The organism is Streptomyces sp. NPDC001889 (genome assembly GCF_053594535.1).
On sequence record NZ_JBSFER010000018.1, the window covers coordinates 162,305 to 184,982 of the forward strand.

Here is a 22,678-nt window from a genome sequence, read left to right on the forward strand (position 1 = left end):
CTCGCGGCCCGCCCAGCAACATTCCCAGCCCGTCCGGCGACTGAGGACCGACCCCGGGCCACGGGAACCCGCACTCGCGGCCCGCCCAGCAACATTTTCAGCCCGTCCGGCGACTGAGGACCGACCCGGCACCCCGGGAGCCCGCACTCGCGACCCGCCCAGCAACATTTTCAGCCCGTCCGGCGACTGAGGACCGACCCGGCACCCCGGGAGCCCGCACTCGCGGCCCGCCCAGCGGCATTCCCAGCCCGTCCGGCGATTGAGGACCGACCCGGCGCCCCGGGGGGCCGCACACCGGTGATTGGCCCCGGGGCCCGCGGGGTGCGGGCGGCCCGGGCTCGGGTGGCTAGGACGGCGGCGGGGGCAGCAGGCCCTGGGACTCGAAGAAGCGGAGGTAGTGGGCCAGCAGCCCGGGCCCCGGCTGCGGGCGCGGCAGCCCCGAGCCCGCGAGCCCGGACCGCAGACGGTCGGTGTGGAAGGGCTCGGGCACCCAGGGAGCCGCCGGCCGGGGAGCCTGGCCGCGGAGCTGCGGCAGGAACGGACCCACCGGGTTCCCCGGGTCCTCGGCCAGCGCGTCCGCCCACCGCGCCGGTTCCGCCAGCCCCACCGGCCGCCCGCAGGCGGTCATCCACTCGGCCAGGTCGGCCATGGAGACCGCCGGTGTGTCCGCGTGGTGGAAGACCTGCCCCCGCGACTCGGGCCGCAGCGCCAGATGGACCATCCCCTCGGCCACCTGGTCCACCGGCGTCCACAGTTCGGCCGGGCCGTGGCTGGGCAGCAGCCCCACCCGCAGCGAGCCGACCAGCAGCCTGCCGAGGAAGTCCTCGGTGGTCCACGCGCCGGTGCGGCTGTGCCCGGTCACCCGGGCGAGCCGGTGGACGGTCGTCGGGACACCGAGCCGCCCGGCCGCCGCCACCAGCGCCTCCGCCGCGCGCTTGCTCTGCACATACCCGTTGCCCGGCCCCTCGATCTCCGGGAGCTCCGCCTCCTCGGGCCAGCGGGCGAGCCCCGTCTCCAGGCGCGGGATCACCGACAGGGTCGAGGTGTGGTGGAGCCGCTTGAGGCGCCCGGTGAGCGAGAAGCGCACCATCTCCGCGGTGCCCAGCACATTGCCCGCCCGCAGGGCCGGATACCCGCGCAGCAGACTGATCGAGGCGCCGTTGTGGAAGACGGTGTCGATCCGCCCGGCGAGCGCCGCATAGGTCGCCGGGTCCAGTCCGAGCCCGGGCCGGCCCAGATCGCCGGGGACCGCCGTCACCCGGCCGGGCGGCAGCTCCGGCAGGCCGTAGCGGTCCCTGGTCTCCCGCAGCCGGGCGCCGGCCGCCGTCTCGTCGGCGGCGCGGACCAGGCAGTGCACCCGGGCCCCGGTGACGGAGAGCAGCGTCTCCAGCAGAAACGTGCCGACGAAGCCGGTGGCCCCGGTCAGCAGGATCTCCGCCGGGCGGTCGGCGGGGTGCGCGGGGCCGGGCAGGGCGCGCAGCGCCGGGTCCAGCCGGGCGTCCAGCCGGAGCTGGGCCGCCGGGTCGGGCGCGTCCGCGCCGCCGGGCGCGCCGGCCCCACCGGTCGCCGCGGTGACCTGCGCGGCCAGGGCGGCGACGGTGGGCGCGTCGAAGAAGGTCCTGGTCGCGATCCTCGCCCCCAGCTCGGAGCGGACCCGGGCCAGGAGCCGCGGGACGAGCAGCGAGTGCCCGCCGATGGCGAAGAAGTCCTCGTGGACCCCCACCCCGGGCAGGCCGAGCAGTTCGGCGAAGGCATCCGCCAGCGTCTTCTGGACCGGGTCGGTGGGCCGCTCCCCCTCGGCGGGGCCGAGCCGGTCGGGCGCGGGCAGCGCGGCACGGTTCAGCTTGCCGCTGCCGGTGACCGGCAGCGCGTCGAGGAGCATCACGGCGGACGGGACCATGGCCCCGGGCAGCACGCCGGCCAGCGCGGCGCGCAGTTCCTCGGGGTCGGGGGTCCGGCCCGGCGCGGGGACGGCGTACGCCACCAGACGGCGTCCGCCGGGGAGGTCGTCGCGGACCGCGGCGGCGGCCGACACCACCTCCGGCTGCGCCGTCAGGGCGGCCTCCACCTCGCCGAGTTCGATCCGGAAGCCCCGGATCTTCACCTGGTCGTCGCTGCGTCCGATGAAGTCGATCCGGCCGTCGGGCCGCCGGCGCACGACATCGCCGGTGCGGTAGAGCCTGCTGCCCGCCGGTCCGAAGGGGTCGGCCACGAACCGTTCCGCCGTCAGGCCGGGGCGGCCGAGATATCCCCGGGCGAGTCCGCCGCCGCCCAGGTACAGCTCACCGGGGACCGAGGGCGGCACCGGGCGCAGGGCGGCGTCGAGGACATGGGCACGGGTCCCCGGGTCGGGGATGCCGATGGGCACGGAGCCCGGCGCGGTGTCCGCGTACTCCTGCGGATCGCAGGCGCCGAGGGTGGAGTTGACGGTCGCCTCGGTGGGCCCGTAGGCGTTGAACAGCCGCCGGTTGGCGCCCCAGCGGGTCACCAGCTGGGGGGAGACCCGTTCGGTGCCGGCCAGCAGCACGGAGTCCTCGGGCAGTTCGCACTCGGGCGGCAGGGCCTCCAGCAGCGCGGGGGGCAGGATCAAGACGGTCGCTCCGTGGTCGAGGGCGTACTCGGTCAGCTCCGGTCCGGCCACCCGCCGCTCGGAGGGTACGACGATCAGCCGGCCGCCGGAGCAGAGCGCCAGGCAGAGTTCCCAGAACGCCACATCGAAGGCGGGTGAGGCGAAGGCCAGGATGCGGCTGTCGGGGCCCACGCCGAACCGCTCCCGCTGGGTGGCGATCAGCCCGGCGACTCCGGAGTGAGTGAGCAGCACCCCCTTGGGCCGGCCCGTCGAGCCCGAGGTGTAGACGAGGTAGGCGGCGTGGTCCGGGGTCACGGCCCCGCCGCGTTCCTCGTCGGTGACCGGGCCGGCGCTCAGCGCGGCGGCGCGGGCGGCGGTCGCCGGGTCGTCGAGCACCACGGCCACCGCCTCCGGTCGGGCGGCGGCCGGTCCCCCGGTGAGCGCGGCGACGGTCACCACGATCACCGGCGCGGCGTCGTCGAGCATCAGGGCGATCCGCTCGGCCGGGTAGTCGATGTCGAGCGGCAGATAGGCACCGCCGGTCTTGACCACGGCGAGCTGCGCCACGACGGTGTCGATCGAGCGGGGCAGCGCGAGGGCGACCAGCCGCTCGGGTCCGGCTCCCCGGGACAGCAGCAGCCGGGCCAGCCGGTTGGCGCGCTCGTCCAGCTCCCGGTAGGTGACCTGTTCCGTCTCCAGGACCACCGCCACCGCGTCGGGCCGCAGCCCGGCCTGCTCCTCGAAGGCGTCCACCAGGGTGATGGGGGCCTGGGAGGAGGGGGAGCCGCTCCAGGGGCCGAGGATATTGGTCCGCTCGTCCGGGGAGAGCACCTCGATCGCGCCGATCGGACGGTCCGGTTCGGCGGCGACCGCTTCGAGGACCCGGACCAGGCGTTCGGCCAGGGCCCGGGCGGTCGGCGGGTCGAAGAGGTCGAGCCGGTAGTCGAGCCGGCCGCTGATGCCGTCCTCGCCCGGCCGCTCGGTGAGATCGAGGGCGAGGTCGAACTTGGCGGTGCGCAGCCCGGTGTCGTGCTGGGCGGCGGGCACCCCCAGCAGACGAGTGCCCGGCGCCGGCACGACCTGGTGGGCCACCATCACCTGGAAGAGCGGGTGGCGGGAGAGCGAGCGGACCGGGTTGAGCAGGTCAACCAGGCGTTCGAAGGGCAGCTCCTGGTGGGCGTAGGCCGCGAGGTCGGTGTCCCGGACCCGGCGCAGCAGATCCAGGAAGCCCGGGTTCCCCGAGGTGTCGGCGCGCAGCACGAGGGTGTTGGTGAAGGAGCCCACCAGGCCGTCGAGAGCCTCGTCGGCACGGCCCGCGACGGGGGTGCCGAGGGGGATGTCGTGGCCGGCGCCGAGCCGGGTCAGCAGGGCGGCCAGGGCGGCCTGGAGGACCATGAACACACTGGCGTCGCACTGGTCGGCGAGGTCGCGCAGGGCGCGGTGCAGCCGCGGCGGCACGGTGAAGGGGACGGTGTCGGCCCGGTGGCTCGCGGTGGCGGGCCGGGGGCGGTCGGCGGGGAGGGGCAGTTCCTCGGGGAGACCGGCCAGGGCGGAGGTCCAGAACGCCTCCTGGCGGCGGCCCGTGCTCCGCGGGTCGTCCTCGTCGCCGAGGAGTTCGCGCTGCCACAGGGTGTGGTCGGCGTACTGGACGGGCAGCGGCGCCCAGGAGGGCTCGCGGCCCTCGCGGCGGGCCGCGTAGGCGGTGTCCAGGTCGCGCAGGAGGGGGCCGCGCGAGGCCCCGTCGGCGGCGATGTGGTGCACCAGCAGCATCAGGAGGTGGTCGGCGGGGCCCATGGTGAGCAGATGGGCCCGGAAGGGGATCTCCCGGTCCAGGGCGAAGCGGTGGGCGGCGACCTCGGCGAGGCGTGCGGCAAGGTCCCGGGGGGCGAGGGACTCGGTGTGCAGCGGGGGGCGGGCCTCCTCGGGGGCCAGTACGTGCTGGCGCGGGACGCCGTCGTCGTCGGGGAGGACGGTGCGCAGGGCCTCGTGGCGGCCGGTCAGATCGCCGAGGGCCGCGTGGAGGGCGCCGGGGTCGACGGGTCCGGACAGCCGCCAGGCCCAGGGGATGTTGTAGGTGGTGCCGTCCGGGTCGAGGCGGTCCAGGAACCAGAGCCGGCGCTGGGCGAAGGAGAGCGGTATCGCCGGGGGCCGTACGGCGGGTGCGAGGGCCGGCCGGGCGGTGGCGCCGCCGTCGAGGAGGAGGGCGAGCCGGGCCGGGGTGGGGGCGTCGAAGACGGCCCGCAGGGGTACGTCGGTGTCCAGTTCGCCGCGGATGCGGCTGACGAGCCGGGTGGCGAGCAGCGAGTGGCCGCCGAGGTGGAAGAAGTGGTCGTCGGGGCCGGTCGCGGGCAGGCCGAGGACATCGGCGAAGAGCGCGCACAGCTGCTTCTCGCGGAGGGTGGCCGGGGCCCGTCCCCCGGCGCCGGTGGTCCGCCCGGGGGCGGGCAGGGCGCGGCGGTCCAGTTTGCCGCTGGGGGTGAGCGGAAGGGTGTCGAGCCGGACGTAGTCGGCGGGCACCAGGTGCTCGGGCAGGGTGCGGGCGGCGTGGGCGCGCAGCGCTTCGAGGTCGGGGGTTCCGGCCCCCTCGGCGGGTACGGCGTAGGCCACCAGGCGGAGGTCGCCGGGGCGGTCCTCGCGGGCGACGACACAGACCCGGGCGGTGCCGGGGAAGCCGGTGAGGGCGGCTTCGGCCTCGCCCGGCTCGACCCGGAAGCCCCGGATCTTGACCTGGTCGTCGGTGCGGCCGATGAACTCCAGGACGCCGTCGGCGTCGGAGCGCACCAGGTCCCCGGTGCGGTACATGCGCTCGCCGGGAGGGCCGTAGGGGTCGGCGCAGAACCGTTCGGCGGTGGCGCCGGGCCGGCCGAGGTAGCCGCGCGCCAGCTGGGGCCCGGCCAGGTGGAGTTCGCCGGTGACGCCGGGCGGGACCGGGCGCAGCGCCGGATCGAGGACGTACACCCGGGTGTTGTGCACCGGGCGGCCGATCGGGACGGTCGGCGCGGGCGGCGCGTCGGGCCGGTGCGCGTGGGCGGTGACGTCCACGGCCGCCTCGGTGGGCCCGTAGAGGTTGTCGGGGCTGATGCCGAGCAGCCGGTGGCAGCGGTCGGCGGTCTCCCGGCGCAGTGCCTCCCCGCTGCACAGCAGGGTGCGCAGCAGCCCGCGGCAGCCGGCCGCGGCCGGCTCCTGGAGGAAGGCGTCGAGCATCGAGGGGACGAAGTGCACGGTGGTGATGTGCTCGTCCCGGATGAGGGCCGCGAGATAGGCGGGGTCCTTGTGGCCCTCGGGGCGGGCGAGGACCAGGGTGGCGCCGGTGATCAGCGGCCAGAAGAACTCCCAGACCGAGACGTCGAAGCTCGCGGAGGTCTTCTGGAGCACCCGGTCGCCGGGGCGCAGGGGGTAGGCCCGCTGGGTCCACCGCAGCCGGTTGACGATCGCGGTGTGCGGGACGGTGACGCCCTTGGGACGGCCGGTGGAGCCGGAGGTGTAGATGGTGTACGCGGGGTGCTGGAGGCGCAGCGGGGCGGTGCGCTCCCCGGGCTCCAGGTCGTGGTCCGGGTGCTCCGCGCCGGTGTCGGGTCCGACGGTGAGCTGCGGTGTGCCGGTGTCCGGCGCCGGGTGCGGCACCCCGGGCGGGGTGAGCAGCAGGGCGGGCCGGGCGTCGTCGAGCATGAGGGTGACGCGCTCGGCGGGGTAGCCGGGGTCGATGGGCAGGTAGCCGGCTCCGGCCTTGTGGACGGCGAGGAGCGCCACGACCAGTTCGGGCGAGCGGGGCAGGGCGACGGCGACGAGGTCCTCGGGGCCGGCGCCCGCCGCGGTCAGCAGCCGGGCGAGCCGGTTGGCGCGGGCGTTGAGCCGCGCGTAGCTGAGGCTCTGCCCTTCGTGCACCAGGGCCTCGGCGCCGGGGTCGGCGGCCACCCGGGCCCGGAACAGCTCCGGCAGGGTCTGTTCGGGCAGCGGGGCGCTCTCACCGCGCCAGCTCTCCAGGGCTCGGGTCAGCTCGGCGGGGGCGAGGGCCTCGCAGCGGGCGGTGGGCAGGCCGGGGTCGGCGGCGAGGTGGCCGAGGACGCGGAGCAGTTGCTCGCCGATGAGGAGGACGTCCGCGCGCTCGAAGGTGTCCGGCCGGTAGTCGAGGGTGAGGGCGAGCCCGCCGGGGGTGGCGGGGTCGGGGACCGCGGTGAGGGTGAGCGGGTAGTGGGTGGCGTCCTCGCCGTCGAGGCCGGTGACCCGGAGTCCGGCCACCGGCTCGCGGGTGGTGGGCGGCGGGTAGTTCTCGACGATGGCGAGGGTGTCGAAGAGTTCGCCGCCGCCCGCCGACGGGGCCGAGCGCTGGATCTCGGCGAGGCCGGGGTACTGGTGGCCGAGGAGCCGGGACTGCTCGGCCTGGAGGCGTTCGAGGAGGGCGCCGAGGGGTTCGGCGGGGTCCAGCCGGACCCGTACCGGAACGGTGTTGATGAAGAGGCCGACCATGGTCTCCACCCCGGGGATCTCCGGGGGGCGGCCGGAGACGGCGGTGCCGAGGACGACATCGGTGCGGCCGGTGCGGCGGGCGAGCAGCAGGCCCCAGGCCGCCTGGACGAGGGTGGCGGTGGTCAGTCCCCGGCTCCGGGTGAGGGTGTGCAGGGCCGCGGCCAGCTCCGGCGGGGTGGTGAGGTCGACCCGCCGGGGCAGCGCGGGGGTGCGGGCGGGCGCGGGGCCGGCCAGCAGGGTGGGTCCGTCGAGCCCGTCGAGCGCCCGGTCCCAGACGGCGGCGGTGGCGTCGCGGTCCTGCTCGGCGAGCCAGGCCAGATAGTCGCGGTAGGGGGTGACGGGGGGCAGCGCGGCGGCGTCCGGGCCGCCCGCGTACAGCGCCAGCAGTTCCCGCAGGACCAGCGGGGAGGACCAGCCGTCGAGCAGGACGTGGTGGAAGGTGAGGGTGAGACGGAAGCGGTCCGCGCCGAGGCGGATGAGCGCCATGCGCAGCAGGGGCGGGGTGCGGACGTCGAAGCGGCGGGCGCGTTCGCGCTCGGCGAGTTCGGCGAGGGCGGCGCGGCGCGGCCCCTCGTCGAGTGCGGCGAGGTCGTGCTCGGTCCAGGGGAGCGCGACCCGGCGGAGCACGACGGCCATCGGGCGGCCCTGTTTGCTGGTGCGGAAGGCGGACCTGAGGTTGGGGTGCCGGTCCAGCAGCGCCTGTCCGGCGCGCCGCAGGGCCGCGGGGTCGGCCGGTCCGGTGAGGTCGATGCCCAGTCGCACGGTGTAGACATCGGGCCCCTGCCCGTCGTCGAGCTGGGTGTGGAAGAGCATGCCCTCCTGGAGGGGCGTCAGGGGCAGGACGTCCTCGATGCGGGACTGCTGGGTCATGACGGCATCCTGTCGCTGTCGGTCACGGTGTCGTCGAACTCGGCTTCCAGGTCGTCGATGTCGTCCTGGGAGAGCCCCGTCAGGGGCAGGTCCGACGGGGTGCGTCCGCCGGCGCCCGCCAGGTCCTCGGTGGACGCGAGGGCCTCCAGGGCGGTGAACCAGGCGGTGGCCAGCGCGTGGGCGCGGTCCTCGGTGAGGAGGGTGGGGGCCCAGGTCCAGCGGGCGGTGAGGCGGGGTCCCTCGGGGGTGTCCCAGGTGGCGGCGTTGACCTCGATGGCGTGGCCGAGCGGCATCGCCGGGTCGGCGCCGCTGCCCACCGGTCCCCCGGCGGCCGGCGCGTCGCCGGCGGGGGCGGTGAAGCGGCCGAGGTAGTTGAAGCCCACCAGCGGCGCGGGGAGGGCGGCCAGGGCCCGCGCGGTGTCGGGGTTGAGCCGGCGCAGCAGTCCGTAGCCGATTCCGGCGTCGGGGACGGCCCGCAGCTGCTCCTTGACCTCCTTGACCGCGCGGCCCAGGGCGGCGCCGTCGTCGCGGAGCCGGGCGGGGGTGAGCGGGTCGGTGGCGAGCCGGACCGGGTGGACGGCGGTGAACCAGCCGACGGTGCGGGAGAGGTCGGTGCCGGGGAAGAGGTGTTCGTGCCGGCCGTGGCTCTCGACCTCGACGACGGCGGGGCTGCCGCCCTCGGGCCACTGGGCGAGGGCGAGGGTCAGCGCGGTGAGCAGGATGTCCTGCACTCCGGCGTGGAAGAGGGCGGGGACGCGTCCGAGCAGGGGTTCGGTGAGGTGTGCGGGCAGCCGGAGTTCGAGGCGGCCCGCGGTGCCCTGGGTGTCGCGCTCGGGGTCGGGCCGGCGCCCGGCGAGGAGGGGGCCGGGGTCGGTGAGGATCTCGGTCCACAGCGGGAGTTCGGCGGTTCTGCGGGGGTTCCGTGCCTCCTCGCCGAGGAGTTGGGCCCAGCGGCGCGGCGAGGTGGTGGCGGCGGGCAGCCCGGGCGGGGTGCCCGCGGCGGCGGCGGTGAGGGCGGTGGCGAGGTCCGGCAGCAGGATGCGCCAGGAGACGCCGTCGACGGCGAGGTGGTGCAGGACCAGCAGCAGCGTTCCGGGGCGGCCGGGTCCGGCGTCGAGCCACTCGGCCCGCAGCAGGTCGCCGTTGTCGGGTGCGAGCCGGGCGCGGGCGGCCTCGGCGCGGGCACGGACGGTCCCGGCCAGCTCGGCGCCGCCGAGTCCGGCGCACTCCACCCGGTGCAGCCGGGGGCCCGCGGGCACGGCGCCCGGGGGCTGGACGCGCAGGGTCCAGGAGTCGGGTGCGGTGCGTTCGGTGCGCAGCCGGAGGGCGTCGTGGTGGTCGATGAGCGTCTGGAGGGCGGTGGTGAGGTGCTCTTCGGTGGTGCCGGCCGGGACGGGCACGGTGGCGGACTGGGAGAGTCCGGCCGCCGGGCCGCCGAGGGCGCCGAGCCAGGCGGTGATGGGTGTGGGGCCGACCTCGCCGGTGCCGTCGTCGGCCTCGGCGGGGGCGGCGGGCGCGGCCCGGCCGGCGGCGCGGGCCAGGGCGGCCGGCGTGCGGTGGGTGAAGACGTCCCTGGGGGTCAGGGGCAGTCCGGCGGCGCGGGAGCGGGAGACCAGTCCGATGGCGAGGATGCTGTCTCCGCCGAGTTCGAAGAACGAGTCATCGGGCCCGGCCCGGTCCAGGTGGAGCACGTGGGCGAACAGCTCGCACAGGGTGGTCTCGGCGGGGCCGGAGGGCTGCCTCGCGGTGGTGGTGCCGCTGGTGTCGGGGGCGGGCAGGGCCCGGGTGTCGACCTTGCCGTGGGGGGTGAGCGGGAGGGTGTCGAGCACGGTGAAGGAGGCCGGCACCATGTGCGGGGGCAGCACCTTCTCGGTGTGGGCGCGCAGTTCGGCGGGGGTGGGCGCGGGGCCGGCGGCGGTGGCCGCGTAGGCCGTCAGCCGGGTTCCGCCGGGGCCGTCCCGGCGGGCGACGACCACACAGCGGGAGACCCCCGGGTGGGTCGCGACGGCGGCCTCGACCTCGCCGGGCTCGATCCGGAAGCCCCGGATCTTGACCTGGTCGTCGGCGCGGCCGGCGAACTCCAGGGTGCCGTCGGCGGCGCGGCGGGCCAGGTCGCCGGTGCGGTAGAGCCGCTCGCCGGGGGCGAAGGGGCTGGCGACGAAGCGGCCGGCGGTCAGCCCGGGCAGGCCCAGATAGCCCCGGGCGAGCTGGCCCCCGCCGACGTACACCTCACCGATGACACCGGGCGGTGCCAGGTCCAGGTCCGGGGTGAGCAGATGGAGGCCGAGGCCCGGCAGGGCGTGTCCGATGGGGCTCGCGGCGGTGTCCGTCATCCCGGCGTGCAGGGGCTGGTGGGTGGCGTGGACGGTGGTCTCGGTGATGCCGTACATGTTGATCAGGCGCGGGCCGCCGGAGGGGTGGGCGGCGTACCAGTCGGCGAGGCGCGGGGGCTGGAGGGCCTCGCCGCCGAAGATGACGGCGCGCAGACCGGCGGTGGGGGTGCCGCGCTCCGTCACGGCCGCGGTGAGCTGGTGGAACGCGGAGGGCGTCTGGTTGAGCACGGTCACCCCCCTCTCGTCGAGCAGGGTGAGGAAGTCCTCGGGCGAGCGGCTGACGGCGGTGGGCACGATGACGAGCCGGCCGCCGTGGAGCAGGGCGCCCCAGAGTTCCCAGACGGAGAAGTCGAAGGCGTACGAGTGGAAGAGCGTCCACACGTCGTCGGGGCCGGGTTCGATCAGCGGCGCGGTGGCGGCGAAGAGGCGGACGACGTTGGCGTGCGGGATCAGGACGCCCTTGGGGGTGCCGGTGGAGCCGGAGGTGTAGATGGCGTACGCGGGGTGCCGGGGGTCCAGCGGGGCCCGGCGCGCGGCGTCGTCCGGATCGGTGTCCGGGCGGCGGCCGAGGTCGGCGAGGGTGCCGGGGTCGTCGAGGCGCAGGGTGGGCAGAGCGGGCAGGGTGGTGTCGGTGAGGGTGCCGCGCACGGTCAGCAGGGCGGTGGGGGCCGCGTCGGTGAGCAGCAGCCTGATCCGGTCGGCCGGGTAGTCCGGGTCGACGGGAAGGTAGCCCGCGCCGGTCTTGAGGACCGCGAGGACGGCGACGACGAGCTCGGCCGAGCGGGGCAGGGCGAGGGCCACCAGGTGTTCGGGGCCGGCACCGAGCGCGATCAGCCGGTGGGCGAGCCGGTTGGCCCGGGAGTTGAGTTCGCCGTAGGTGAGCCGCTCCTCGCCGTCGACGACGGCGACGCGCCCGGGGGCGCCGGCGGCCCGCTCCTCGAAGAGCGCGGGCAGGGTGGCGCCGGGCGGTGGCGCCGGGGCTTCGGCGGCCGGCCTCAGCAGTTCGCGGCGCTCGCCGGGGCTGAGCACGTCCAGCCGGGAGCAGCGGGCGCCGGGGTCGTCGGCGATGGCCACGAGGACGCGCTGGAAGCGGTCCAGCACGGTCTCGGCAGCGGCCCGGTCGAAGGTGTCGGGCCGGTGCTTGAGGAGGAGACCGGTGCCGCCCGGACCGGGCTCCACCATGAGGGTGAGGGGGTAGTGGGTGGCGATGGGCCGGGTGGTGGAGGCGGCGGTGAGTCCGGCGCCCCGCTGTGCGGCGGTGATGGCGTCGGCGTCGAAGGGGAAGGACTCGAAGACGGTGAGGGTGTCGAAGAGTTCCCCGGTGCCGGTGATCCGCTGGATGTCGGCGAGGCCCAGGTGCTGGTGGTCCATGAGGGCGGCCTGTTCGGCCTGGACGCGGACGAGCAGTTCGGCGACGGTCTCGGCGGGGTCGGTGCGGACCCGTACCGGAAGGGTGTTGATCAGCAGGCCGACGATGGTCTCGACGCCGGGGAGCAGGGGCGACCGGCCGGAGACGGTGGCGCCGAAGACCACGTCCCGGCGGCCGGTGAGCCTGCTGAGGAGCAGACCCCAGGCGGTCTGGACGACGGTGTTGAGGGTGACGCCGTGGGCGCGGGCCAGCGCGGTGAGCCGCTCGGTGAGGTGCTGGGGCAGCCGTGCGCCGACCTCCTCGGGCAGCTGGGGGCGGTCGGGCCGGCCCGCGGGGGCGAGCAGGGTGGGTTCGTGGACGCCGTCCAGGGCGGTGCGCCAGGCCGCCAGCGCCGCTTCGCGGTCCCGCCCGGCGAGGTGGGCGAGGAAGTCCCGGTGGGGCTTGGCCGCGGGGAGCGCGGCGGGGTCGCCGTCGGCGGCGTACAGCGCGAAGAGGTCGCGCATCAGCAGCGGGGTGGACCAGCCGTCCAGGGCGATGTGGTGGTTGGTCATCACCAGGCGGTGCCGGCCGGGGCCGGTGGTGACGACCAGGAAGCGGATCAGCGGTGGCTGTTCCAGGTCGAAGCGGCGGACCCGGTCGGCCTCCACGAGCCGGGTCAGCTCGGCGTCCCTGGCGCTCTCGTCGAGCGGTGACAGATCGGTCTGCCGCCAGGGGACGGTGACCTCGCGGAGGACCACCTGCACCGGGGAGCCGGTGTCGCGGATGAAGCCGGCGCGCAGACAGGTGTGCCGGCGGACCAGGGCCTCGGCGGCGCGGCGCAGCCGGGCGGGCTCCAGCGGGCCGGTCAGATCGACGACGAGCTGGGCGACATAGACGTCCAGGGAGGTCTCGTCGTAGACGGAGTGGAAGAGCAGACCCTCCTGGAGGGGGGTCAGGGGCAGGACGTCCTCGATCGGGGAGCGGGTGCTCATGCGGTGCGCCACCTCGATTCCAGGGCGTTGAGCTGGGCCTGGTCGAGGGAGACCAGGGAGAGGTCCGAGGGGGTCAGACCGCCCGCGTCGGGGCGCTCGGTGTGGGTGGTGAGGGCGGTCAGGGCGGCGAGCCAGCGATCGGCGAGCGCGGTGACGCCGACGGCGCCGAGCACGCCCTCGGGGAAGGTCCAGTGGGCGGTGAGCCGGGGGCCTTCGGGGGTGTCCTCGGTCAGGGCGTTGACGACGACGGCGGAGGGTGCGGGCATCCGGGGGTCGGAGGCGGCGGTGAGGCCGCCGGAGCCGATCGTCCAGTCCCGGCGGCTCTCCCCGTCGGTGGTGCCGAAGCGGCCGAGGTAGTTGAAGCCGATCTGTGGTTCGGGGAAGGCGCCGAGGGTGGCCGCGGTGGCGGTGTTGAGCCGGCGGAGCAGTCCGTACCCCAGTCCCCGGTCCGGGAGTTGGCGCAGATGTTCCTTGACGCGTTTGACGGCGTCCCCGGCGGCGGGGCCGCCGGCCAGCGCGTCGTCGAGGTCGAGCCCGGCGACATCGAGGCGGACCGGGTACTGGCTGGTGAACCAGCCGACGGTGCGGGTGAGGTCCGCGCCGGGCAGCACGCTCTCCTCGCGGCCGTGGCCCTCCAGGGTGACCAGGGTGGTGGGCTCGTCGGTGCCCTGGTCGCGGCGCCAGGCGGTGACGGCGAGGCCGAGCGCGGTGAGCAGGATGTCCTCCACGCCGGCGGAGTAGGCGGCGGGGACGGTGGTCAGCAGCGCGGTGGTGGTCGCGGGGGGCACGGTGACGGTGACGGTGTCCATGGTGGACCACAGATCGTGCTCGGGGTCGGGCCTGCGGGTGCCGAGAACCGGGTCGGGGCCGTCCAGGACCTCCCGCCAGATGTCGAGCTGGGCGGTGCGCCCGGGCTGGTTCGCCGCGTCGACCAGGGCGCTGGTCCACTGGCGCAGGGAGGTGCGGACCTCCGGCAGCCGGACCGGTTCGCCGGCGCGGAGCTGCTGCCAGGCGGTGGCGAGGTCCTCGGTGACGATCCGCCAGGAGACGCCGTCCACGGCGAGGTGGTGGACGAGCAGGGCGAGCCTGCCGCCGTCCGGGCCGCCGTCGAACCAGACCGCCTGGGCCATGGCCCCGGCCCGGGGGTCGAGCCGGGCGAGGGCCGCGGCGTGCTCGGCCGCGATCAGATCGGCGAGTCCGGGGCCGGTGGTCCCGGTGGTGTCGACGCGGTGCAGCAGGGTCGCGGCGGACACGGCTCCGGGAGCGGGCACGGCCAGCTGCGGTCCCGGTTCGAGCCGGGAGCGCAGAGCGCCGTGGTGGTCGATGAGGGCCTGGAGCAGGGTGGTCAGCGCCTCGGTGTCCAGCTCGCCGGGCACGTCGAGCAGCGCGGACATGTGGTGCCGGGGCAGCAGGCCGCCGGGGCGGGCGGCGAAGGCCCGCATGACGGGCGTGGGCACGACGGTGCCGGTGCCGTCGTCGGCGGGGGCCGCCGCTTCCTCGGGCGCGGCGGTGGCGGCGGCCAGCGCGGCGGGGGTGCGGTGGGTGAAGACGTCGCCGGGCGATATCCGCAGGCCCGCCGCGCGGGCGCGGCTGACGAGGGAGATGGCGACGATGCTGTCCCCGCCGAGTTCGAAGAACGAGTCGTCCACCCCGACGGACTCGATGCCCAGCAGCCCGGCGAAGAGTTCGCACAGGGTCCGCTCGGCGTCGGTGCGCGGCTCCCGGGCGGGCGCGGTGGCGGTGAAGGAGGGAGCGGGCAGGGCCCGGCGGTCGGTCTTGCCGGACGGGGAGAGCGGCAGCGCGTCGAGCAGGACGACGGCGGCGGGGACGGCGTGTTCGGGGAGGCGGGCGGCCAGATGGCCGCGGAGTGCGGTCTCGTCGACGGCGCCGGGTCCGGCGGGAACGGCGTAGGCGGCGAGATAGGTGCCGCCGGGGCCGTCGTGGTGGGTGGTCACGGCTGCGGCGGTGACGCCGGGGAAGGCGGCGACGGCGGCCTCGACCTCGCCCAGCTCGACCCGGAAGCCGCGGACCTTCACCTGGTCGTCGCCGCGGCCGACGAAGTCCAGGGTGCCGTCCGTGCGGCGGCGGACCAGGTCCCCGGTGCGGTAGAGCCGGGTGCCGGGCGCGCCGAACGGATCGGCGACGAAGCGGGCGGCGGTGAGGCCGGGGCGGCCGAGATAGCCGCGGGCGAGCTGGGTTCCGCCGATGTACAGCTCGCCGGTGACCCCGTCGGGGACGGGCGCGAGGGAGGTGTCGAGCACATGGCAGGTGGTGTGGGGCACCGGGCGGCCCACGGGGACGGGGCCCGGCGGGGTGCCGTCGCCCGTGCCGAGGCTGTGCAGGAGGCAGCCGACCGTGGTCTCCGTCGGACCGTACTCGTTGATCACCTCGGTGGTGCCGCCGGCCGGGGGCCGCCATTCGGCGAGGGCCTCGCCGCGCAGCGCCTCACCGGCGATCACGAGGGTGCGCTCCCCCGCCTCGGCGAGCCGTACGGCGGGCAGCAGCGGGAGATGGCTGGGGGTGATCTTGAGAAAGCTGGCCCGGCCGGCGGCGGAGGCCAGGGCGTCGAGGGTGTCCTCGCAGAGTTCGAGCACACCGCCCTGGAGCAGCGGCCCGTACATCGGTGTCACGGAGAAGTCGAAGGAGACCGAGGAGTGCATCAGGGTGTGCCCGGCGAGGCCCTTGAAGAGCCGTACGGCCCAGTCCAGATGGGCGGCGAGCGCGCGGTGCGCGACGACCACGCCCTTGGGGGTGCCGGTGGAGCCGGAGGTGTAGATGACATACGCCGGGTGGTCCGGGTGGAGCGGGGCGGTCCGGTCGGCGTCGGTGAGGTCCTCCCCGCCGTGAGCGGCGAGCCGGGCGGCGGTCCCGGGGGCGTCCAGGAGCAGCCGCTCGGGGCCCGCGTCCCCGGGCAGCCCGGCGGCGGCGCCGGCCGTGGTCAGCAGCAGCGCGGGCGCGGGGTCGGTGAGCATGAAGCGGACCCGGTCCGGCGGGTAGTCGGGGTCGACGGGCACATAGGCGGCGCCGGACTTGAGCACGGCGAGCGCCGCGACGACGGTGTCGTGGGAGCGGGGCACCGAGAGGGCCACCAGGTCCTCGGGGCCGATGCCCCGGCCGGCCAGCTCGCGGGCGAGCCGGTTGGCGCGGGCGTTGAGTTCGGCGTAGGTGAGCGAACCGGCCGGGGAGAGCAGGGCGGTGGCCTCGGGGGTGCGCCGCGCCTGGGCCTCGAAGAGCGCGGGCAGCAGCGTGCCGGGCAGCTCGGGGGTGGGACCGGCCGCGGCGGCGGTGATCCGCGCCCGCTCGCCGGCGGTGAGCAGTTCCAGGGAGCCGATGGGGGCGTCGGGCCGCTCCAGGGCCGCGTCGAGGAGGGTGTCGAGATGGCGCAGGAGCTGCCGGGCCATGGCGGCGGCGCCGTCGTCGGCCCAGTGGTTGGCCTCGACGCCCACCTCGTCGCCGTCGAACTCGGCGGCCAGCGTCAGATCGAAGCGGGCGCTGCCGTTGTAGAGGTGGCGGCGGGTCGCGGTGAGACCGGCGGCCGTGAAGGGGGCGAGCACGGTGCTGCGCAGCGAGAGGACCAGGTTGAACAGGCCCTGGTCGCCCCGCAGACGCTGCGGGTCGGCCTCCCGGGCGACATGGTCCAGCTCGATGTCCTGGTGCTCGTACGCCTCGACACAGCGGGCCCGGGCCTTGGCGACCAGTTCGGTGAAGCTGTCCCCGGGGCGGACGTCCGCGCGGAGCGCGAGGGTGTTGCCGAGGTAGCCGACGACCTCATCGGCGCGGGGGAAGTCCCGGTTGACGACGGGCGCGCCCACCAGGAAGTCCTGGGCGCCGGTGTAGCGGTGGACCAGGGCGTTGACCGCGGCGAGGAGCACCATGAACGGGGACGCGCCCTCGCGGCGGGCGAACTCCCGGACGCGGCGGCCGGTGCCCGGCAGCAGCCGGTGCGCCTGGTCGTCCCCGGGGCGCCCGGTGCCACCGGAGCCGCCGCCGAGCCGGGGCAGGTCGACGGGGGGCGGCGGGGCGGCCAGCCGTTCGCGCCAGTACGCCAGTCCCTCGGGCCGGGGGTCCGCGGGCCGGTCCGGGGCGGCGGCTTCGGCGAACTGGAGGGCCGGGCCGCGCGGGGGCGGCGTACCGCCGATGAGTCCGAGGTACTCCTCCATCAGCTCGCCGAAGAAGACGGCGGACGTGCTGTCGTCCCAGGCGATGTGGTGGGCGACGAGGACCAGGGTGTGGGTGTCCGCGCCGGTGTGGATGAGCCGCAGCAGCAGCGGGGCCTCGGCGCTGAGGTCGAAGACATGGCCGGCCGCGGCCCTGGCCTCCGCCGCGGTGCGCTCGGCGGCGGCGGGGCCCGGCAGATGGCTGAGGTCCACCCGGTCGAAGGGCACGGCGAGGCCGGCCTCGACCCGCTGGACGGGGGTGTCGTCGGGGCCGGTGCGGTAGGTGGTGCGCAGGATGTCGTGGCGGGCGGTGAGCCGGGCGAGGGCCCGGCCCAGGACCGCGCCGTCCAGCGGTCCCGTGAGGTCGAGGGCGATCAGCACGTTGTAGGCGACGCTCTCGGGGTGCAGTTGCTGGATCGACCACATGCGCCGCTGGCCCGCGGAGAGCGGCAGGTCCTGGCGGTCCGCGGCGGCGGGCGCGGACAGGGGGGCGGGGTCGGCGCCGAGGTTCTCGCGCTCCTTGGCGAGGCGCAGCAGTTCCCGCCTGCGCTCAGCCGCTCCTCGTTCCGTCCGGGCACCGTCAGTTGTCACGGGGGGTTCGCCTTCCATTGGCATGGTTCGGTCAGATCGGTGGGGCGAGGGCGGCACTCAGCCGGAGCCCTCGGTGAGCCGGGTCACCAGGTCGCGTTTGCTGATCTTGCCGACCGCGGTGAGCGGGAGGGTGTCGAGCACCTCCAGCCGGTCGGGGTGCATGAAGTCGGCGAGGCCGCACCCGGCGAGATGGGCGCGCAGCTCCTTGAGCCTGGGCCGGGCGGCACCGGGGGCGAGGGTGACCACGGCGCAGACCAGTTCGCCGAGGCTCTCGTCGGGCAGGGCGACGACCGCGGCCTGGGAGAGGGCCGGATGGGTGAGGAGGTGCTCCTCCAGTTCGGTGGCGGAGACGTTCTCACCGCCCCGGTTGACGACGTCCTTGGCCCGGCCCTCGACGACGAGATGGCCGCTGGGCAGCCGGCGCACCAGGTCGCCGGTGCGGAAGAAGCCATCGGGCGAGAAGGCGCCCGCGTTGTGGCGGGCCGCGCGGTAGTAGCCGCGCAGGGTGTACGGACCCCTGGCCCACAGCTCCCCCACGGTGCCGGGCGGCACCGGGGCGCCGTCGCGGTCCAGGACGCGCACCTCGTCCTCCGGGCTGAGCGGACGGCCCTGGGTGGTGGCGACCGTCTCGTCGGGGTCCTCCGGCCGGGTGTAGCTGAGCAGCCCCTCGGCCATGCCGAAGACCTGTTGCAGCGCGCACCCGAGGGCGGGCGGGATGCGCCGGGCGAGATCGGCGTCCAGTCTGGCCCCGCCGACCTGGAGCAGCCGGAGCGAGGAGAGGTCCTCGGGGGCCCACTCGGTGGCCTCGGTCCACATCCGGGCCATCGGCGGCACCAGCGCGGTCACGGTGACCCGTTCGCGCTCGATGAGGGGGAAGGCCACATCGGGGCTGGGCGCGGGGGCGAGCACCACGGTGCCGCCGGTGCCGAGCACACCGAGCAGCCCGGGGCAGGCGAGGGGGAAGTTGTGGGCGACGGGCAGGGCGGCGAGATAGACGTCGGCGGCGGTCAGTCCGCAGACCTCGGCGCTGGCACGGGCGTTGTAGGCGTAGTCGTCGTGGGTGCGGGGGATGAGTTTCGGCTTGCCGGTGGTGCCGCCGGAGACCAGCAGCACGGCGGGGGCGGCCGGGTCCGGCGCGGGCAGCGGACCGGGCTCCGCCGTCACGTCGCGCAGCGCCGTGAAGGGCCCGGGGTCCCCGGCGACCAGGATGTGCCGCAGGGTCGGGACGAGCCCGGCGACCTCGGCGGCCAGCTCCCGGTGGTCGAAGCCCGCGTGCCGGTCGGGGACGACATAGGCGACGGCCTCGGAGAGGGCCGCGAGATGGGCGATCTCGGAGCGGCGGTGGGCGGGCAGGGTGAGGACGGGTACGGCGGCGCAGCGGGTCAGCGCGAAGAGCAGCACCACGAAGTCGGTGGTGTTGGGGAGCTGGACCAGGACCCGGTCGCCGGGCTCGACACCGAGGGCGATCAGACCGGCGGCGAGCCGGTCGGCGCGTTCGTCCAGCTCGGTGTAGGTGAGCCGTTCGGAGCCGGCGATCACGGCGGTGTGTCCGCCGGAGCGGGCGGCCCAGGTGCGCAGCAGCTCCCCGAGCGCGGTGCCGCGCCAGTGGCCGAGGCCGCGGTAGCGCGCGGCGTCCGCGCCGGGCCAGGGGGTGAAGGCGGGTCCGGGGTCCCCGGTCGCGGCGCTCATCGCCCCTCCCCCGCGTCCGGGGTGCCGGCGGCTTCCAGCCGGGCGGCGACCTCGTCGTCGGAGAGGGCCTCGATGTCGAGGAAGAGCCGTGCCACCCGGTCGAGCCGCCCGGGGTCGGGGTGGGCGGCGGCCAGCGCACGGGCCAGCCCGGCGACGGTGGGGGCGGCGAACAGCATCCGCACGGACGCCTGGGGGGCGTCCAGGTCCTCCCGGATGCGGGCGACGATGCCGGTGGCGCGGACCGAGTCGCCGCCGAGGGCGAAGAGCTCCTCGTCGGCGGGGATGTCCCGGACGGCGAGGGTCTCCTCCCAGATGTGGGCGACGGCGCGCTCCAGGGGGGTGGACGGTGCGGTACGGGCGCGGCCGGAGCGGTCCCGTCCGGTGAGGGCGGCGACGGCGGCGCGGTCGGTCTTGCCGTTGGCGGTGAGCGGCAGGGCCTCCAGGAAGGTGATCCGGTCGGGCACCATGTGCGGGGGCAGCAGGGCGCGCAGGGCCTCCCGGAGGGCCTCGGGGCCGTGGTCCGGTCCGCCGCCGGGTCCGGCGCCCCGGTCCGGGGCGGATTCCGGGTCCCGGCCGGCGCCGGGGTCCGGCGCGGGCTCCGCGCCGGGAGCGGGTTCCCGGCCGGCGTCCGCCGCGGCGGGGACGACGGCCGCGACGAGGGCGGCGGGTGTGCCGGTGGCGAGGGCCACGGCGGAGCGGACCCGGGGGTCGGCGGCGAGGGCGGCCTCCACCTCGCCCAGCTCGATCCGGAAGCCGCGGATCTTCACCTGGTGGTCGCGGCGGCCGAGGAACTCGATGCCGTCGGCGGGGGTGTAGCGGGCCTGGTCGCCGGTGCGGTACCAGCGCCGGCCCAGGTGCTGGACGAAGCGGTCGGCGGTGCGCCCGGGATCGCCCCGGTACCCCAGGGCGACACCGTCGCCGCCGATCCACAGCTCGCCGGGGACCCAGTCGGGACAGTCCCGGCCGAGGGGGTCCACCACCCGGCAGACCACATTGCCCAGCGGCGTTCCGTACGGGACGGAGTGCCAGTGCGCGGGTACGGTGTCCACCTCGCGGACGGTGGAGTGGATGGCGGTCTCGGTGGTGCCGCCGAGGCCCACGAAGCGGCAGCCGGGGACGGCATCGCCCAGCCGGCCGGGCAGTTCGGGGGCGATCCGGTCGCCGCCGAGCAGCACCAGCCGCAGGGAGGTGCCCAGCTCCTCCCCGGTGGTGAGCAGCATGTCGAGCAGCGCGGGCACACAGTTGAGGACCGTGACCCGGTGCCGGTTGACCAGCTCGGCCCAGCTCCGGGCGTCGCGGCGGTCGTCCTGGCCCGGCCAGACCACGGCGCCGCCGGTGGAGAGCGGGGCGAACAGATCGAAGACCGAGAGGTCGAAGTCGAGCGCGGAGAGGGCCAGGGTGCGGTCGTCCGGGCCCAGGGCGTAGCGCTCGACGAGGTCGTCGAGGGTGTTCACGGCGGCCCGGTGCGGCACGTCGACGCCCTTGGGCTCTCCGGTGGAGCCGGAGGTGAAGAGCAGATACGCGGGGTGCTCGGGGTCGCCCGTGTACGGCGCGGGCGCGGCCCCCGGGGGGATTTCGGCGAGCGCCTCGGCCAGGGTCAGCGCGCGGACCGTACCGGCGCCGTCGTCCCCGCTTCCGCTCCCGGCCCCGCCGCGCTCGGCGATGACGGCGGCGAACCCGGCGGCCGCGGTGATACGGGCGGCGCGCGCGGGCGGCTGCTCCACCCCCAGCGGCACATAGGCGGCGCCTGCGGCGAGCGCTCCGAGGACCGCGACGGCCTGGTCCGGGCCCTTCGGCAGGGTCACCCCGACCCGGTCGCCCGGGCCCACTCCCCGGTTCCGCAGCGCCTGCGCCACCCGCAGCGCCCGGTCGGCGAGTTCGCCGTGGGTCAGGACTCCGTCCTCGCCCCAGAGGAGCGCGGGCGCCTCGGGGTGCGTACCGGCCCGGTCGAAGAAGTCCTGGTGCAGTGGCCGGTCACGGCGCGGGCGGGCGGTGTCGTTGGCCCGCTCACGGGCGGTGAGCTGGGCGGCGGGCAGCAGTCCGTCGACCGGGAGGTCCCAGGCGGGCCCGGACTCGGTGAGCCGGCGCACCAGCTGTTCGAAGGCGGCGAACATCGCCGGGGCCACTCCGGGGGCGAGTTCGTCCTCCCGGATGTCCCAGTTCACCAGCAGACCGCCGCCGAGTTCGGTGATCTGGGCGTCGAGCAGCACCTGGGGGCCCTGGGAGACGATCCACACCGGCTCGCCGAAGGCGGTGCGCACGGCGGGGTGGAACAGCTCGCCCAGATTGAGGGCGCTGGTGAAGACCACGGGGGCCAGGACCTGTTCCCCGGCCCGCCGGGAGAGGTCGCGCAGCACCTCGACGCCGGAGTGGTCGGCGTGGGCCATGTCGGCGTGCATCCGGGCCTGGACGGCGCGGGCCCGCTCCACGAACGGCAGCGGCCGGGAGAGGTCCACGTCGAGCAGGACCGAGCCGGTGAAGTCGCCGACGACGCGGTCGATGTCCGGGTGGAGCGGCTCGCGGTCGAACAGCGGCACATTGAGCAGGAACCGGGGCTGGGCGGACCAGGCCCCGACGACCTCGGCGAAGGCGGTGGCCACGGCCATCGCCGGGGTCAGTCCGCGCCGCCGGGCGGCCTCGGTGAGCCGGCGGCGGCCGTCGGGGCCGAGGACGAAGTGGCGGCGGGTGACCCGGGCGGCGGGGCGGTCCCCGGTGGCCGCCGCGAGCGGCAGCTCCGGTGCGCCGGGCAGCTCGGGCAGCCGGTCCGCCCAGTAGCGGGCGGCCCGGGCGGCGGCCGTGGCACGGCTGCCGGGCCGGGCCGCCCGGTACTGGCGGTAGCCGTAGCCGATGGCGGGCAGCTCGGTGTCCGGATCGGTGTGCAGCCGGGCGAGGTCGGCCAGGAGCAGCCGGTAGCTGACCGCGTCGGCGGCGACCATGTCGACATCGAGGTGCAGCCGGGTCCGGTCGCCGGGGAGCAGGCTGAGCGCGGTGGAGAAGACCTCGCCCCGGTCGATGCGGAGCATCTGGTGGGAGAGGAGGTCCCGGGTGTGTTCGAGCCGCTTGCCGACCGCGGGCCCGTCGAGGCCGCGCAGATCGTGCACGGTCAGCCCGCGCCAGCCGGAGCGGGCCCCGATCCGCTGCCGCCCGTCGTCGGTGAAGTGGGCGCGCAGCATCGCGTGCCGCTCCACCAGCCGCTCCAGCGCGGCCCCCAGGCGCCCGGGGTCGACCCCGCCGCCCGGGGCGGTGTCGAACTCGGTGTAGAGGTGCGCCGCGACCCCGCCGAGCCGCTGCCCGTCCGTCCGTCCGACCCAGTACGCGTGCTGCATCACCGCGAGCGGGAACTCGGCGTCCGGGTCGCCGGGCTCCGCCGGCGGCTCCGGGGCGGCGGTCCGCGGCGGCTGCGCCGCGGCCGGGCTCCGGGCGGCGACCAGCCCGGTCCATCCCGCCAGCGTGGGCTGCTCGGCCAGCTCGGCGAAGTTCACCGTCAGTCCGGCCCGGCGCCATCCGCCGACCAGGCGCATCACCTCGATGGAGGCCAGCCCCAGCGCGAAGAGGTTGGCATCGGGGTCGATCGACTCCGGTTCCTCCTCGACCAGTTCGGCGATCACCCGGCGCAGGCCGTCGGGGGTCAGGTCGTGTGGGCTCATCAGTCAGCTGCTCCC

At 76.2% G+C, this 22,678-nt stretch carries 5 protein-coding genes; all 5 read right to left on the bottom strand.

Features of this window, described 5'->3' with window-relative positions; all coding sequences use genetic code 11:
• Positions 1-346: 346 nt before the first annotated feature.
• From ACWCRA_RS22100 to ACWCRA_RS22120, 5 genes are read right to left on the bottom strand one after another with little or no spacing between them, the layout of a single operon-like run.
• Positions 347-7,906: an amino acid adenylation domain-containing protein gene (locus ACWCRA_RS22100; RefSeq protein WP_451068396.1), complete on the bottom strand. Its 7,560-nt coding sequence runs from the start codon at positions 7,904-7,906 to the stop codon at positions 347-349.
• Positions 7,903-12,579: an amino acid adenylation domain-containing protein gene (locus ACWCRA_RS22105; protein ID WP_451068397.1), complete on the bottom strand. Its 4,677-nt coding sequence runs from the start codon at positions 12,577-12,579 to the stop codon at positions 7,903-7,905. Before ACWCRA_RS22105 ends, ACWCRA_RS22100 begins: the two co-directional genes overlap by 4 nt.
• Positions 12,576-17,327: an amino acid adenylation domain-containing protein gene (locus tag ACWCRA_RS22110; RefSeq protein WP_451068398.1), complete on the bottom strand. Its 4,752-nt coding sequence runs from the start codon at positions 17,325-17,327 to the stop codon at positions 12,576-12,578. The genes ACWCRA_RS22105 and ACWCRA_RS22110 overlap by 4 nt, the downstream gene beginning before the upstream one ends.
• A gap of 57 nt (positions 17,328-17,384) precedes the next feature.
• Positions 17,385-19,016: a (2,3-dihydroxybenzoyl)adenylate synthase gene (locus ACWCRA_RS22115; RefSeq protein WP_451068399.1), complete on the bottom strand. Its 1,632-nt coding sequence runs from the start codon at positions 19,014-19,016 to the stop codon at positions 17,385-17,387.
• The gene (locus tag ACWCRA_RS22120) at positions 19,013-22,663 is read right to left on the bottom strand and encodes a non-ribosomal peptide synthetase (RefSeq protein ID WP_451068400.1); all 3,651 of its coding nucleotides are present in this window, start codon (positions 22,661-22,663) and stop codon (positions 19,013-19,015) included. The genes ACWCRA_RS22115 and ACWCRA_RS22120 overlap by 4 nt, the downstream gene beginning before the upstream one ends.
• Positions 22,664-22,678: the final 15 nt, after the last annotated feature.